At 39.7% G+C, this 14,196-nt stretch carries 11 protein-coding genes and 1 pseudogene; 10 read left to right on the top strand and 2 right to left on the bottom strand.

The window, feature by feature from the left end; translation table 11 throughout:
* Nucleotides 1–207: 207 nt before the first annotated feature.
* A pseudogene (locus tag BAU16_RS01940) lies at nucleotides 208–1,149 on the top strand (magnesium transporter CorA family protein).
* A 122-nt stretch (nucleotides 1,150–1,271) separates the two neighbouring features.
* Entirely contained in the window at nucleotides 1,272–1,520 is a 249-nt protein-coding gene (locus BAU16_RS01935) for a GlsB/YeaQ/YmgE family stress response membrane protein (protein WP_161526321.1), read from the top strand.
* A 100-nt stretch (nucleotides 1,521–1,620) separates the two neighbouring features.
* Here the strand turns inward: BAU16_RS01935 and BAU16_RS01930 are convergent, their stop codons facing one another.
* Both BAU16_RS01930 and BAU16_RS01925 read right to left on the bottom strand, forming a co-directional pair.
* Nucleotides 1,621–2,985 (bottom strand): helix-turn-helix domain-containing protein, encoded by a 1,365-nt coding sequence (locus BAU16_RS01930; protein ID WP_161526320.1) that lies wholly within the window; start codon nucleotides 2,983–2,985, stop codon nucleotides 1,621–1,623.
* A 6-nt stretch (nucleotides 2,986–2,991) separates the two neighbouring features.
* Nucleotides 2,992–3,138, bottom strand: coding sequence for a hypothetical protein (locus tag BAU16_RS01925; RefSeq protein WP_161526319.1), 147 nt, complete (start codon nucleotides 3,136–3,138; stop codon nucleotides 2,992–2,994).
* 479 nt (nucleotides 3,139–3,617) lie between these two features.
* On the opposite strand from BAU16_RS01925, the gene BAU16_RS01920 reads away from it, so the two are divergent.
* The 8 genes from BAU16_RS01920 to rsgA all read left to right on the top strand — a co-directional run bounded on the left by BAU16_RS01920 (nucleotide 3,618) and on the right by rsgA (nucleotide 14,195).
* Nucleotides 3,618–6,779, top strand: coding sequence for a SpaA isopeptide-forming pilin-related protein (locus BAU16_RS01920; RefSeq protein ID WP_161526318.1), 3,162 nt, complete (start codon nucleotides 3,618–3,620; stop codon nucleotides 6,777–6,779).
* On the top strand, nucleotides 6,780–8,042 hold the full coding sequence (locus tag BAU16_RS01915) for a pilin N-terminal domain-containing protein (protein WP_161526317.1): 1,263 nt from the start codon (nucleotides 6,780–6,782) through the stop codon (nucleotides 8,040–8,042).
* A 68-nt stretch (nucleotides 8,043–8,110) separates the two neighbouring features.
* Entirely contained in the window at nucleotides 8,111–9,625 is a 1,515-nt protein-coding gene (locus BAU16_RS01910) for a SpaH/EbpB family LPXTG-anchored major pilin (RefSeq protein WP_161526316.1), read from the top strand.
* 108 nt (nucleotides 9,626–9,733) lie between these two features.
* Nucleotides 9,734–10,930, top strand: coding sequence for a class C sortase (locus BAU16_RS01905; protein ID WP_161526315.1), 1,197 nt, complete (start codon nucleotides 9,734–9,736; stop codon nucleotides 10,928–10,930).
* Nucleotides 10,927–11,802, top strand: coding sequence for a class C sortase (locus BAU16_RS01900; RefSeq protein ID WP_161526314.1), 876 nt, complete (start codon nucleotides 10,927–10,929; stop codon nucleotides 11,800–11,802). The genes BAU16_RS01905 and BAU16_RS01900 overlap by 4 nt, the downstream gene beginning before the upstream one ends.
* Nucleotides 11,763–12,089, top strand: coding sequence for a hypothetical protein (locus BAU16_RS01895; protein WP_161526313.1), 327 nt, complete (start codon nucleotides 11,763–11,765; stop codon nucleotides 12,087–12,089). The genes BAU16_RS01900 and BAU16_RS01895 overlap by 40 nt, the downstream gene beginning before the upstream one ends.
* A 321-nt stretch (nucleotides 12,090–12,410) precedes the next feature.
* Nucleotides 12,411–13,007 carry a type IV toxin-antitoxin system AbiEi family antitoxin domain-containing protein gene (locus BAU16_RS01890; protein ID WP_161526312.1) on the top strand — a complete coding sequence of 199 codons (597 nt, stop codon included), beginning with the start codon at nucleotides 12,411–12,413 and terminating at the stop codon, nucleotides 13,005–13,007.
* A gap of 288 nt (nucleotides 13,008–13,295) precedes the next feature.
* Nucleotides 13,296–14,195 (top strand): ribosome small subunit-dependent GTPase A, encoded by a 900-nt coding sequence (gene rsgA, locus BAU16_RS01885; RefSeq protein ID WP_137604889.1) that lies wholly within the window; start codon nucleotides 13,296–13,298, stop codon nucleotides 14,193–14,195.
* Nucleotide 14,196: the final 1 nt, after the last annotated feature.

The raw sequence follows: 14,196 nt of genomic DNA, 5'->3' as shown, positions 1-14,196 counted from the left end.
CCAGTGATGGGAAATTCATTCGTACTCCTAGTTTCTACTTTTTTTTACGACTATTCAAAAGAAATGCTCATACTCAAGGGATTAAATCTAATTATAGTTGTATTTTTTTCTATAAAAATAAAATAATAGTTATTTTTTGACAAAAAATCCGCAAAAGAGGACAATTATATTAAAGATGAGAAAAAATTAATCTTTATGGAGGGCAAAATGATTGAGTGCTACAAGCTGAATACTGCTGGAACCGTCAAGAGTGATGCTGCAGAAGCGAATTGGGTGAATGTTCAAAATTTATCTGAAGATGAAATCAAAGACATCGCAGAAAAATATGATTTACCAATCGACTTATTCGCAGGGATTGATGAACCGGAAGAAGTTTCACGAGTAGAACATCTGCAATCAGAGAAATTAGGAGAGGTTTACTCATTGGTGGTTTTGAATCTATCGGATCAAACAGAGCAATCAATTGAATCCCGACTGCATCCGATCTCTTTTGTTGTGGCTGAGAAAATTTTGCTGACCTATTCTTGCCGGGATTCTGATTTTATTCCCTCGATGATCGCCAAGTATTCACGAGAATTCAATTGTTTTGAACAAGTAATTACTTATTCACTATTGTCGATCTACGACCACTACTTGATAGATTTAGAAGAAATCAAGGTGCGGATTGATTAATTGGATAAAGCCGCTCGGAAAACTACTGAGAATCAAGAATTGTTTAATTTGGCTGATACGACACGGGATATCGTGTATATCGATCATACCTTGCAGGATCAGGATGAAACATTGACTTATCTCTGGGAAAAAACCAAATTTCTCGAAAAAATCGATAACCCAGAACTGGTCTATGATGTTCAGCTGCGCCATCGACAGGTGAATAAATTGATTGCTATTTATCGCGATCTTTTAGAGGCAATCGGTGGGTTATTCACCGATATGATGGACAATAATCTGAACCATCTGATGAAATATTTGGATTCAGCGGCACTTGTGATTTCGATTCCCGCCCTCATGTCGGGTATTTGGGGGATGAATACCGGTGGACTTCCTGGGAAGGGTTCACAGGTAGGTTTCTGGGTCGTGATCGTGCTTTCTGTGATTTTGGCAGTGATTGCTGCGGTCCATCTGAGTAAAAAAGATTTTACAAAGTAACAAAAATTTTTTGGGAATAAGCAAGGTATCTTATCATGAGATATGTCTGCTTTTCATAAATATCTTATTGTAGGAAGTTGAAAAAAAGGGAACGCAACGTTCAGTAAAGGAGGAGAAAAATTATGGGATTTATTTGGTCATTAATCGTAGGTGGTGTTATTGGCGCAATTGCTGGAGCAATCACAAATAAAGGTGGTTCAATGGGAATCATCGCAAATGTGATCGCCGGTTTGGTGGGTTCTGCTATCGGGCAAGCACTGTTAGGAACATGGGGACCAGTCGTCGGAGGAATGGCAGTCATTCCATCAATTATTGGCGCAGTTATCTTAGTTGCCATCGTGTCTTTCTTTTTTGGCAGAAAAGCAGCCTAGAAACCTGTAAGAATCAAGAAAATTATGGTAGTCAAAAAAAGCTGAACTCACTGGGAAAAACCAGTGGGATCAGCTTTTTTTGGTTACACACAAATGAACGTTAACTATTTACAGGAATCTGGTTTTTATAGGAAAGATTCTTCTTCCGGTGCCAATAACGCAATTCCCGGTAAAGAGTAACGTAATCGGTATTCTTGCTAAAAAAATTGAAAACGAAAAAGGGTGTCTGATTTTCTTCTGGGAGCAATAGTGCGGAAGAACAAATCAGAAAGTCATAGTGCTCTTTTTCGTAAATAGAGTAGGGGACCAGTTTAATGAAGGAAAGATCCTTCAAGTGATTTTTAATATCTTGTAGAAAAAGTTGATTGGATTCCATTACCAAAGCAACGAGCAAGGACTGTCGTTGTCCGGATTCCTCAAAATATTCCAAGGTTAACCAGGTAAATAAATCAGTGATACATTGCTGGCAACTTTGCAGCCATTCAAAACCTTGTCGTCGACTGAAACGTTGGAAAAAGGAAGCAACTTGTTTTTGCAACGCTTCAAAAAGTACAGACTGGTTTTGCCGAAAGTAGCTCAGCAAATTAAACAATGTCGGAATGCGTTGAGGAAACACGTAGTAGCAAAAAAGAATATTGTAAAGATTTCCGTGAATCGCCGGATTTTTTTCAAAAAGATTAAAATCACCTCGAAGAATTTCCTTGCTCCAAAATTTTTCAAAGTTTCGCAAAATCGTGGTTAGCTGATTTTTTTGCTGAAAATGTTCCTGCATCATTGGCAGTCGCGGGTCCTGTTCATCTGCGTAGGTCGGCGCGTAAAAGTGCATAAACTGCATGAAACGATATTCTGCTATCAGATGTTCTTCTTTAATCGGAAAAAAATCTTGCAACGATTGAGCGGTCAGTGAACTTGAATGAATCAAGACCGAGTCATACTGCGGATCATCTTCCACCCAAAACTCCCCCTTGATTCGCAAATAAGTGATTTCCGCAAACAAATAGACTTCCTTTGCACCAACGTAATCTCGACCCATAGGCACCTCCTTGCTAAGAGATGCTAAAGTTGCCATTAATTCGCCTCGTTGAAAATGTTGAAATAACTCTTCGTCTCCTTTTGATACTGCCCAAATAAAATTAAAAAAAGTCAGACGGATCAAACGCTCGTCTCCCTTTAATGAAAGCTTGGTGCGATTAAATAGGAGATTGAACTGTTGCAGGTATTCCGCAAGGGGCTGCAGATGCCGCATCCCTGAAGCAATACTTATGTAATGAGAAGCACAAAAATCCTTTAAATTATGGCGGGGGCGTTCCAGCATATAAAGCAACGCTTGATAAGGCACTCCTTGTTGGATTAAATGAGAGAAATACTGATCGTAGGTTATTCCGATGATTGGCCAATGAATCTGTCCTTGTAATGTAAAAAAAGTAATGTTATCTTCGCTTAATTCATCAAATTCCAGCTTCATTTCCGCTTATAAATTTTGGGTGCTGCTATAAACGAAGCCCAAACCATCGCTAATTGACTTCACAGAATGTTCACCAGCAGGCAATGTCTCTAAAAATTGAAAAATTTCGATTTTCTTCTGTTCTTTTTTCGATAACATGATTGTCGCCAGCATAACCCCACCTCTTTCTACTTTAATTATAAAGAAAGGGCTTGCTGTTATCAAATAATTATCGAAAAAAACAGGATGTTTTATAATCTTAATCTAATATAATGCACGTTGTTTATTATATTATAATTCTAGTTATTTTTACATAGGTCAGTAAAATAGTGCGTTTTTATAATCTTTTTTCGTAAAATAAGTTTTGTTTTGTGATAAATATAACGATTGATTTGTGACGATAAATTATTTAAGTCCTTATTTTAACTTTTGTCATAATGTTTATATATTTATTAACGTTATTTAATTACTGAGTTGTCTGACTTTTCTATGGTTTGTGAGAAAACGATTAAATTGTTACTCTTGAAGTGTAATAAATTAGAAAACAGTTTGAAAAAATAAGGGGGTTATCGATTGCAAGCGTTCATTCGTTTAAAGAAGTGATGTCTGTTAAATGAGGAGCAGAAGGAATCGATTTATTGAGAGGAAAGGAAGTGGACAATGAAATGAAAATGAAGAAGAAATGGCGGTCGCTTGTGCCATTCTTGGTTATTTTGACAATCATTCTTCCCTATATTAGTACGATTGCCTTATCAATGCCGGATAAAGCAGAGGCAATCACAACGGGAGAGGTAATTTTTGATGATGAAAATTATGGACGTGTAGAGGTTTCCTATGAAGAAAAGGAAGCAACTGTTGCATGGACAATTGATTATCAAAAGCATCAAAGTGGTTCATCAAATGATGTGCAGCGTTTGATGAAACTAAAATTAGACAAAGCGGCGACGGGAGTTGGTACAGTAAACAACGCCAACGCTCCGGGAATGACCATGCAGGCAGATGGATGGCTGGCAGAAAATGATTTTTCTGCAACATCTAAAGGACAGCTTTTAGTCGAAGTTCCAAAGGAGGAAGCGACTTTAGCTATCGATATTCAGTTAGACCAACAGCAGATTATTACCAAGGAAATTGAAACAGTGGTGGAAATGCCAGTTGTTCAAGAAGCTACAGAGGAAGAAACAGAGGAAGTGACTGAACCCCAAGCAGTTACGGAAATTGAACAGGTTACAGAAGAAGTCATCACAGAAAACATTCTGTCAACAACGCAACAGGGCCCTCACCAAGTAACAGCACAGTTACAAGTGGAAGAACCTGTGGAATCCGAAACGGCTGTGGAGGATGAAGTTGCGGAAGAATCGGCAGAAGCTACAGATGTGGAAGAAGAAGTCGCAATAGATGAAAATGTGATTTTACCGGCTGCTGGATTGGGAAGAAGTACGGCAGAACCAGAGTTGCCACCAATCAGTGCAACGAAACGGGCGCAGTTGGCAACGACAGATGCGAATGGGATTAGTCTTACTCCACAAGAAGCGTGGGATCAGCGATTGTATGAAATTACGTTTGATTTGGAGGCGGATGCCCCGTTGATTCATGGTGCGGCGGATATTATCTTCTTAGTGGATGGGAGTGGATCAGCAAATGGTAACTCTCGAAGAGATGATGTGAAAACGGCTGTCAAATACCTTGCTGAGAAAATGGGGCAAAATGGAGAAAATATTAATATCGCTTTCTTACCAGCGGCTGGAAAATTTGATGAAATAATGAGTAAGGAAGGTATCATCGCTGATTTTCGTCCGTTGAATTATTGGGCAGTACCTATGTACAACGATCAAGATGAGGTAGTAGAATTCGATTTTGAAAATATGAACAAACAAGTAAATGGAATTGCAAATAACGGAAATGGTACTAAGGATACCAAGCCTTCACTGAAGTATGCAGCTGAAGAATTGCTCCCAAATCGTATTTCTGAAAATGAAATATTTGTTGTTTATACGGTTGGAACGAGTATAAATGATTTTAAAGATGTTGGAGAATATATAACGAACCATGTATATTTCTCCCCTGAGAATTCTTTTGTGGCACAAACTGATGGTTCCGATGATAAGTGGGTTGGAAGAGATGTAACAATTGAAGAAAATTATTTTAGTGGCAATGAAAATCCTGATGGCATCGTAAATGCTATGATTGATGCTTTAATCAGTAAAATGGAAATAGCAAATATTCAACTTACCGACACTTTAAGTGAATATTTTGAAATCGTTTCAGTTCCTGAAAATGGAGGAGAAGGAAATCCACAATTTAGTGTGAGTAGAGATAAATCAACATTGGGAGTTACCGGAATAAGATTAAAAGCTTCTGAACCTGATGAAGAAGAAAGTGTCCATTACTCATGGAGTACAACGATTTTAGTCAAAGCAAAAGAAAACTTTGTTGGTGCTGATGTTGTTCCGACGAATATAGGTACTGAATCAGGTATTACAATTCCTGGTGTAGATACGTTGCAACAATTTACCGTGGTCGGTGAAGAAAATGAAAAAGGTGTAAGACCAGAGTATATAGGTCTCTCTACTCCATATGTAGATGTCAAACTTCTACCGATTGTGGGTCCAGACACAGATGAAACAATTTTGTTAAATCAAAAAGCAATGAGTGAAACCGAGATTGTGAACGGATGGACGGGAAGTAATTTATGGGCTAGCCCACTAGACAAAATGAATGTGGAACACTCATATGAAAACAGTGATTTCACTCCTACTCACGAAGATTACCCCGGAATTGAGGGTATTAAGTATGAGGCATCCTTAACCGCAATTGCAGGTAAGACATTAGAAGAAGCTGTTGCTAGTGAGTATGTAACGAATTATGGAACAACGAGATTCGATAATACAACCGGTTTGTCTAACTATCCCGGTAACAATCAACAATCAGCAGATGCAACTCATACAGTAGAAGTTCTGACTGCTGAGTTGGAAATTGATAAGACACTGGACGGGGCTGATTTGCCAGATGACTTTGAAGCAAAATTCACTCTAGAATTAGATCGCTCTGAAAATCTAGATGCTGATTATTCAGAAACTATTGACGTACCAAGTTTATTACAAGTATTCAAGAATCTTGGTGTAGGAACGTATAAACTAACTGAAAGTCATGAACATGGGGGCGTTCAAGTTCCTATTTCATGGACGATCAACGTCAGACAAGATCCATTATCTGGTGATCCAAAATTCTCTATATTAGTTAATATTGATGGATTGGAAGGTGTATCTCAAATTGTAGTTCAAAAATCATTGAACAGCTTTGAACTGACAATCAACAACTTAACCAAAGCATTAACTCTTGATGTTTTGAAACTAGATGAGCATTCCAATCTTCCAATTGAAAATGTTGGATTTGAAATTTGGGATACAGAAACACCAAGTAACAAAATTGCTTCTGGAACATCTACTACTGATGGGAAAGTAACCTTTGATTTTGAAGAAAACCAAAAACTTCAAATTGAAAAGTCTTATCAATTAAGAGAAACTATAGTTCCAGAAAAATATATTGGTTTAATTGACACGATTGATTTCACTGTTGATATCAATGGGGATATTTCCATAATCGAATCTCCTTATGTTTCAGTTTCTAACTCGGATTCTTCAAATTCGTTAGCTGTCTCGCATGAGTTAACTGTCCTAAACAAACCAAAAGGTCAACTGCCATCAACTGGTGGGCAAGGGCGGAAAGCATCTATGATTGCCGCGGCGACACTCATCATCTTTGCGATTGGAACGACCGTCTACTATGTGTACCGCAATCGAAAGGGGGCGAAGTAAATGAAACGATTAAAAGGAATTCTCCTAACACTTTTACTTCTGCTACCGATGATTAGCGTGTTTGGTTTAGCAACACAGGCGGATGCGCAAGGTGATACCGTAGACTTGGTGCTTCATAAACGAATCATACGAGATATCAACAAAGATGAGGTCACGTATGAAAATAACGGGCTGGAATTGGACGAAGATTTTGACATCGTTACTGGACCGACACCATTAAATGGTGCAGAGTTCACTGTCTACGATATTTCAGATTACTTCTATGCAGAAAAAGCAGATCAATCATTAGAAGCGTTGATGAAAGAGTATGGTAATCGAACGGCAGCTAAAGAGTTGATTAAGAGCGGTAAAATTCAGGAAATAGCAACAGTTTCAACTGGTGCAGAGGATAATCCTCGAGGTACCGCTCGTGTTCCTGTTTCTCGGAAGAAAGATGGACGTTATGCACTTTATCTGATTTTTGAAAATGAAGTGGTGAACGACACGGTGGAATTCAATATTGATTTGGAGCGAATCGCAAATCCAATCATTGTTGCACTACCAATCATGAATCCCACCAATCAAACAGAAGAATTAGATGAAATTCACATCTATCCGAAAAACATCGGGTACTTGCGTGATCCGTATTTCTTTAAATATGGAAAAGAAAATGCAGAATCACCAGAAATTGGTGTTCCATTAGAAGGCGCGATTTTCGTCTTGTACCAAATGGTAGGCAATCAAAAACTTTATCTTGATCTAAGTCCAGTTTCCGATTTACAAAATAGTTGGATTCCATCCGATGATCCGCTAAATAATCCGGATGTTAGCAAGTTTACTTCAGATAAAGATGGAGTTGTTACTACAGGTGGACGTTTGTTGCCATCGGGAGAGTTCTTCTTTGAAGAAGTTCAATCCGTTGAAGGCTATCAGATCGAAAAAACGGATATTCCGGTAGTCGTTCCTGATTCTTGGGAAGATGAGAACGGTAATCCGTTGTATGTAACAGTTAACGGACAACAAATGGATGAATTGGAAAGTGGTGAAGTACCGGCTTCTGCTTATCAAAAAGCAGAACCACGAGTATATAATTATGAAACACTAACTGATCCAGCAACACCGCAACAGCCAGATGAGCCAACACCACCGAAGAAGCCATTTCTTCCAGTGACTGGTGAAGCAAAATCATTTATTTCATTGATTGGTGTCCTATTGTTAGGAATCGGATTAGTGATTTGGCATCGTCGCAAAGCGGCAATTAAGTCGAATTCAGAAGATAAATAATTAACTGGCTTGTACCTGATTACAAGATTTCAGGTACAAGCACACTAAAAATATTAGGAGGAAAAGAGATGAAAGCGAAGAAAATATTCGGCTTATTAGCCGCAGGTATGATGGCATTGCCACTACTTTTTGGGGCAATGGGAGCAGGGAATGTTGTGGATGCAGCAGAGGTTCCGAAAGATGTAAGCGTGACGTTGCATAAATTGGCGTGGGAAGATGAAATGCCCGGAGAGTTACCTAATGACGGGAAACAGATGCCAGAGTTTGCTGACGGCTGGACACCATTAAGTGGAGTTGAATTTACTGTCTATGACGTTACTGCAAAATATCATGAATTAGCAAGCGCAACTGGGGGAACTTCACAAGGAGCAGTAAATACTATTGTCGCCGACTCGACAACTGGTAAACCAACTTATGCAGCTAGTATTGTAGACGGTGAAAATACAGATACAAAAGGAACTACGGGTACTACTGGAGAAGTTAAATTTGGAAATTTACCTCTGAAAAAAATGGTTGGAGGTATTAGCAAAGACGCTGTTTATCTATTTATAGAAACAGATGCACCAGTCGAAGTTCGTGAAAAAGCGGCTCCAATCGTCTTAGCAATGCCGATTTATACTGTAGGAGATGACTCCACCTTAAACACAGACATTCACTTGTATCCAAAAAATGTAACTATGGAGGATACGAAAGAAATTACTACTGCTTTTGAAACGGTTACAGTAAATGGTGAAACATATAATAATGTAAATATTGGTGACACGATAGAGTATAAGATTACTGTAAATGTTCCAAAATTTGTTGGTCAGCTTTCAGTGTTTTCGGTAGAAGATGTTCCTGCCGAAGGATTGGCTCTTAATCCAACTTCAATTACACTTTCTGGCGATCTTACAAAAGACATGGATTATACAATTGATACAAAGGATCGAGCAGGATTCTTGATAGATTTTGATGTTGCCAAGGGAATTACTGGACTTGCAGGAAAAGAAATCACAATTACTTACTCAATGACTTTAACTGGGGATATTGATCCACAGAGTATCTTTGGAAACGATGTGTCTATTAAAATTGGTGATAAAACAAATGAAGTTGAAGGACCTGGTATTGTTACCGGTGGACATAAGTTCATCAAAACAGATGCTCATACTGGCAAAGGTTTAGCTGGAGCAGAGTTTGTAGTAACTAATGCAGATAGGAGTCATTATGCAGTCTTTGAACAAGCTGATAGTGGGGACTACATCTTCGCTGGAACTTGGTCAGAGTTTAAAACTGCAGCTACGACGATCACTTCAGGCACTGATGGCGTTTTAAATATTAAAGGATTTACAGATGGTAGTTATTATTTAGAAGAAACCAAAGCACCATCTGATAAATATGTCCTACTAACAGAACCTCAACACTTCGTAGTCACTCACGGTGAATATGGTGAAACTAACGTAGCAACTAATGTAGCCAACACCCCTAAAGGTCTCCTTCCATCAACTGGTGGTAACGGAATCTTTGCCTTCTTGGCAATCGGGCTTGGTTTAATGCTAGGTGCCTTCGTTTGGTACAAAAATTCTAAGAAACAAGCAAGTGTTTAATCAATAATTCTCACACAGTAGAACAGGCTGGATCAGTTATCGACAACTGTTTCAGCCTGTTTTTAAAATCATCTACATAGCAAAAAAAGCAAAACGGAGGTGACGGTAGTGAAAAAACCGCAGCAATCAGAGGCGAAAAAGCAACGAACCAATCTAGTGATTAAAGGTTTGATCGTGTTGATGTTCCTAACCGGCATCGGCGTTTTTTCCTATCCTTTCTTTGTGGATTCTTTAAATAATTATATCGATCAAAAAATGGTGGAGAAGCATCAGCGAGAAGCGGCGGCGGAAAATCAAAAGAATCGGGAACAGGCGTTGGAAAAAATGGCGGCAGAAAATACGAAGCGACAGGAAGCCAACAGTATTGCCGGGATTGGTTTGATGGAGGAATTGTTTGATACGACAGAATTTAACGGAAATTATTCTGCCGATTATTATGAGCGGCATTTATTAGGGGCATTGTATATTCCTAAAATCCGTGCCAGCTTGCCGATTTTCAACGAAACGAATCAAGCACTGCTGGAAAAAGGAACGACTTTGCTGCAGGGAACCTCCTATCCCATCGGTGGCGATAATACCCACTCGGTGATTACCGGACACACCGGAATTCCGGAAAAAATGATTTTTACTGATTTGGAAAAACTGGAAAAAGGGGATCAATTTTATATCGATGTACTGGGAGAACGGTTGGCCTATGAGGTGGATGAGATTCAGGTGGTTTTGCCAGACAATATCGAAGTGCTGGCGATTCAAGAGGATCGGGATTTGGTAACGTTGTTGACCTGTACGCCCTACATGGTAAATTCTCATCGTTTATTGGTAACGGGTTTTCGTATTCCTTACGAGGAAAAAATGGGGGCTGTCATCACGCAAACCCGACGGTTTCAATTTTGGCGATTGGCGGTATTGTCAGCCGCCGCAGTAGCTGTCCTTAGTTTGTTCAGCTATTGGCTGTGGCGAAAGGCAGTTCTGTTTCAGGCTTCAAAACGAACGTATACGCTGCGCTTTTTTGTCGAGGAGAAATCCCCCCGACGTTTTCAATTATTATCAAAAAACGGGACACCGTTTTTGCGAAAGGATGAACCGATTTTTGCAACGGCAATGGAGAAAAATGAAGTGGTTTTCTCAGAAATTCCCGGCGGCATTTATTGGGTAGTCGCTGAAGGAGAGGCGGCACCAAAACTAAAAGCGAAAATCTGGCAGGTTCGTGACCGAGAGTTTCGTTTATCCAGCCGAAAAAAAAGAGTGCGGGTTGTGAAATCCCGAGAAAAACAAACCGTTCTTTTTGATGGAGGTATGGTATGAAAAAGGGTGTAAAAAAACAACTGATTACAAGAATTATCATGATTTTCCTTTTTCTGGTGGGAAGTTTAACGGCACTTTATCCGTTTTATTCGGATGCGATCAATGGATTTATCGATCAGCGGATGATTGAGCAGTATCAAAAAAAGGCGAAGGAACAAGAATTAACGACGATGCAGCAGGCAAACGAGGAAATCGCAAAAAAAGGGACGACACCGAATGCCGATCCGTTTGAAGAAGCCTCGCAAGAAAAGTCTGCCAGTCAGCAGTACATCGAAAAACATTTGATTGGAACGCTGACGATTCCCAGCATTCAAGCGGTGATGCCGGTGTTTGACACCACGAATGATCGGTTGCTGGAACGTGGTGCCACGGTTTTGCAGGGAACGTCTTATCCTACCGGCGGTGAAAATACGCATTCAGCGATTTCTGCCCATCGTGGTTTGCCTCAGCGACAGTTGTTCACGGATTTGCCGGATGTGAAGCTTAAGGATATTTTTGTTTTGGAAATTCTTGGAGAAAAATTGGCGTACGAAGTGGATCAGATCAAGGTGGTGGAACCAAACGTCACGGAGGATCTGAAACTGGTGTCCGGCGAAGATTTGGTGACACTGATCACCTGCACGCCTTATATGATTAATTCCCACCGTTTGCTGGTTCGTGGGCATCGGGTACCTTACACCGAAGAAATGGCGGCAACCGTCAAGAAAACCAATGAATCTCGTCTGCTGCAGCAGGTGTTGATTGTGCTGGGCATTGTTTTGTTGCTAGGGGTGTTGGGCTATCTTTTTTATCGGGTCTGTCAAAATTACCGTTTGCGAAAAAAACCATCGACGTGGTATTTTATCTGGAAGATGCTCAAAGCGTACCGCTAAAAAATCAACAAGTTGTGCTGCTTGACCGTAAGGGAAAACAAACGTTGCTACGAAATGATGTGCCTTATGCCGTGAACTCAGATGAAAATGGAAAAGTGATCTTTAAAAACTTACCGGGAAATTTGTACACGGTGAAATTAAAGGGCGAAAAAAAGAACGGTATTCGTTTTCAAGTCGGACTTACCAAACCGAAACAGACAATATTGCAATTTGTTTTTCCAAAAGGGGTTGGGATTCGTAAAGTTGGAGAGCGGGAAACCACGACAGTTTTACAAATAGGAAAATAAGAAAAAATATCCCGATACGCATTTTCAATTTTCTTTCGCTAAACGTATACTTTAGGTACGAAATCTTTTTCATCGGGAAGCCGTTTATTTGCCAATTATTCGAAACGGCTTTCCGCTCCTTGATAGTGTAGAACGCAGAAAATCTCGACATTTCACTTTTAACGAATCAGGTTCTTTCTTGCTGCGCTATCCACCACGCTCCTTTCTAGGGGCGTTTTTTTGTGCTGCTTGAAAAAAATTCCCGGGAAAAAGTAAGTAGAGTGAAACCTGCTAATATGCTATAATAAACACAAGATATTAGCATAGAAGTAGGTGATAACTATGACTCAAGTAGAAAAAGTTTTAAGATTTGCCAATCAAAATGATGGAATTATTACTACTAAAGAATTAAAGAAACTTGGCGTAGGCAGATGGGTATTACAAGATTTAGAGAGGCTAGAAAAATTATTTCCAGTTCAACGAGGTATTTATGTTACCAAAAATGGCTATGCAGATGATTTTTTTCTGTTGCAACAAAGATATCCAAAGGGGATTTTTTCGCATGAAACGGCTCTTTATTTGTTAGGGTATTCAGATCGAGTGCCTATACAGATTGTAATGACCTTTAAGCAAGGTACCTCAACCACAAGGATGAAGGCTGATAATATCCGACCAGTAACCATCAGCAAAAATGAACAGTATGAGATGGGAATCATTGAAGCGAAACGCCCTGGAGGTACCTTGGTAAAGGTCTATGAAATCGAACGGGTGTTGGCAGAATTATTAAAACCTAAGTATGATGCAGATTTCGAGCAAGTTATACCTGCATTTAAGCGCTATGCTACAGACAAAGAAAAAGATGTAAATAAGTTGTTCCGATACGCTCGGATGTTTGGAGTAGAAGAAAAAGTTAGAAATTATATGGGAGTGTTATTGTGAGGTTCAAGAATGCAATGAGTTTTAAATCAAAAATCAAGCAGATAGCAAAAGAGAATCAGCTCACTACACAGCAAGTTCAACAGAATTATTTAATTGAAGCATTTTATGTTAATGAGTCGAATTCAAGAAAATTGAGATATTGCTTATAGATAGGGGAATATGATTTTTTTACTAATGTCGATTGAATAATATAGGAAATGGAATCCCCAGTTAATCATTCCCCTAATCTATGTTAGAATGAACCATGAAGAGAATCGAAAGCAACGGATGATTATCAGGAAATAGGTAATGAACAAAGCAAGGGGGAATCTCGTGAGAGGGCAAATTCGAAAAGCGTTGAGCGGCTTTTATTACGTCGCAGCTGAGGGTCAGGTGTATCAGACTCGGGCAAGAGGAAATTTTCGTAACCGCAAAATCACTCCGTTAGTCGGAGATGAAGTAATTTTTGAAAGCAGCAACCTGACAGACGGCTATCTACTGGAAATTTTGCCGCGAAAAAACGAGCTGGTCCGTCCGCCGGTAGCCAATGTCGATCAAGGAATCATCGTTGCCAGTCTGGTGGAACCCAATTTTTCTTTTAATCTGTTGGATCGTTTTTTAGTGACTTTGGAGTATGAAGCAATCGAACCCATCATTTATTTAAGTAAGATTGATTTACTAACGGATAAATCGCTGGTGGCGACGATCAAAGCCTGCTATGAAAAAATCGGCTACACGGTGATTGCTTCAGAAAATGGTTTTGACGACTTGACCCGCTTGTTTCCTGAACGAATCAGTGTATTTATGGGGCAATCTGGGGCAGGGAAATCTACCCTGTTGAATAAAATTTTGCCGGAGTTGGATTTGGCTACCGCTGCAATTTCGGATTCACTTGGTCGGGGGAAGCACACCACGCGGCATGTAGAATTGTTGTCGATTGCTGATGGCTTAGTCGCGGATACACCAGGGTTTAGTTCCATTGACTTTTTAGCGATTGAGTCCACAGAACTGCCGAAAGAATTTCCTGAATTTGTTGCTGCTTCTCACCTTTGTAAGTTTCGGGAGTGCATGCACGACAAAGAACCGCAATGCGAGGTCAAGCGACAGGTCGCAAGTGGAGAGATCGCCCAAACAAGATACGATAATTATTTACAATTTTTAGCAGAAATCGAAAACCGGCGTCCGGTTTATCGCAAAAGGAGAGAGTAAT

Origin of the sequence: Enterococcus sp. JM9B (assembly GCF_009933265.1) — a bacterium.
Lineage (GTDB): Bacteria > Bacillota > Bacilli > Lactobacillales > Enterococcaceae > Enterococcus_C > Enterococcus_C songbeiensis.
This window is presented reverse-complemented; position numbering and strand designations above follow the sequence as displayed.

Excerpts from the sequence above, each read along its gene's own strand:
- BAU16_RS01935 (WP_161526321.1), top strand. The coding sequence starts at position 1,272 with ATGGGATTTATTTGGTCATTAATCGTAGGTGGTGTTATTGGCGCAATT.
- BAU16_RS01930 (WP_161526320.1), bottom strand. The coding sequence starts at position 2,985 with ATGAAGCTGGAATTTGATGAATTAAGCGAAGATAACATTACTTTTTTT.
- BAU16_RS01925 (WP_161526319.1), bottom strand. The coding sequence starts at position 3,138 with ATGCTGGCGACAATCATGTTATCGAAAAAAGAACAGAAGAAAATCGAA.
- BAU16_RS01915 (WP_161526317.1), top strand. The coding sequence starts at position 6,780 with ATGAAACGATTAAAAGGAATTCTCCTAACACTTTTACTTCTGCTACCG.
- BAU16_RS01910 (WP_161526316.1), top strand. The coding sequence starts at position 8,111 with ATGAAAGCGAAGAAAATATTCGGCTTATTAGCCGCAGGTATGATGGCA.
- BAU16_RS01900 (WP_161526314.1), top strand. The coding sequence starts at position 10,927 with ATGAAAAAGGGTGTAAAAAAACAACTGATTACAAGAATTATCATGATT.
- BAU16_RS01890 (WP_161526312.1), top strand. The coding sequence starts at position 12,411 with ATGACTCAAGTAGAAAAAGTTTTAAGATTTGCCAATCAAAATGATGGA.
- rsgA (WP_137604889.1), top strand. The coding sequence starts at position 13,296 with ATGAACAAAGCAAGGGGGAATCTCGTGAGAGGGCAAATTCGAAAAGCG.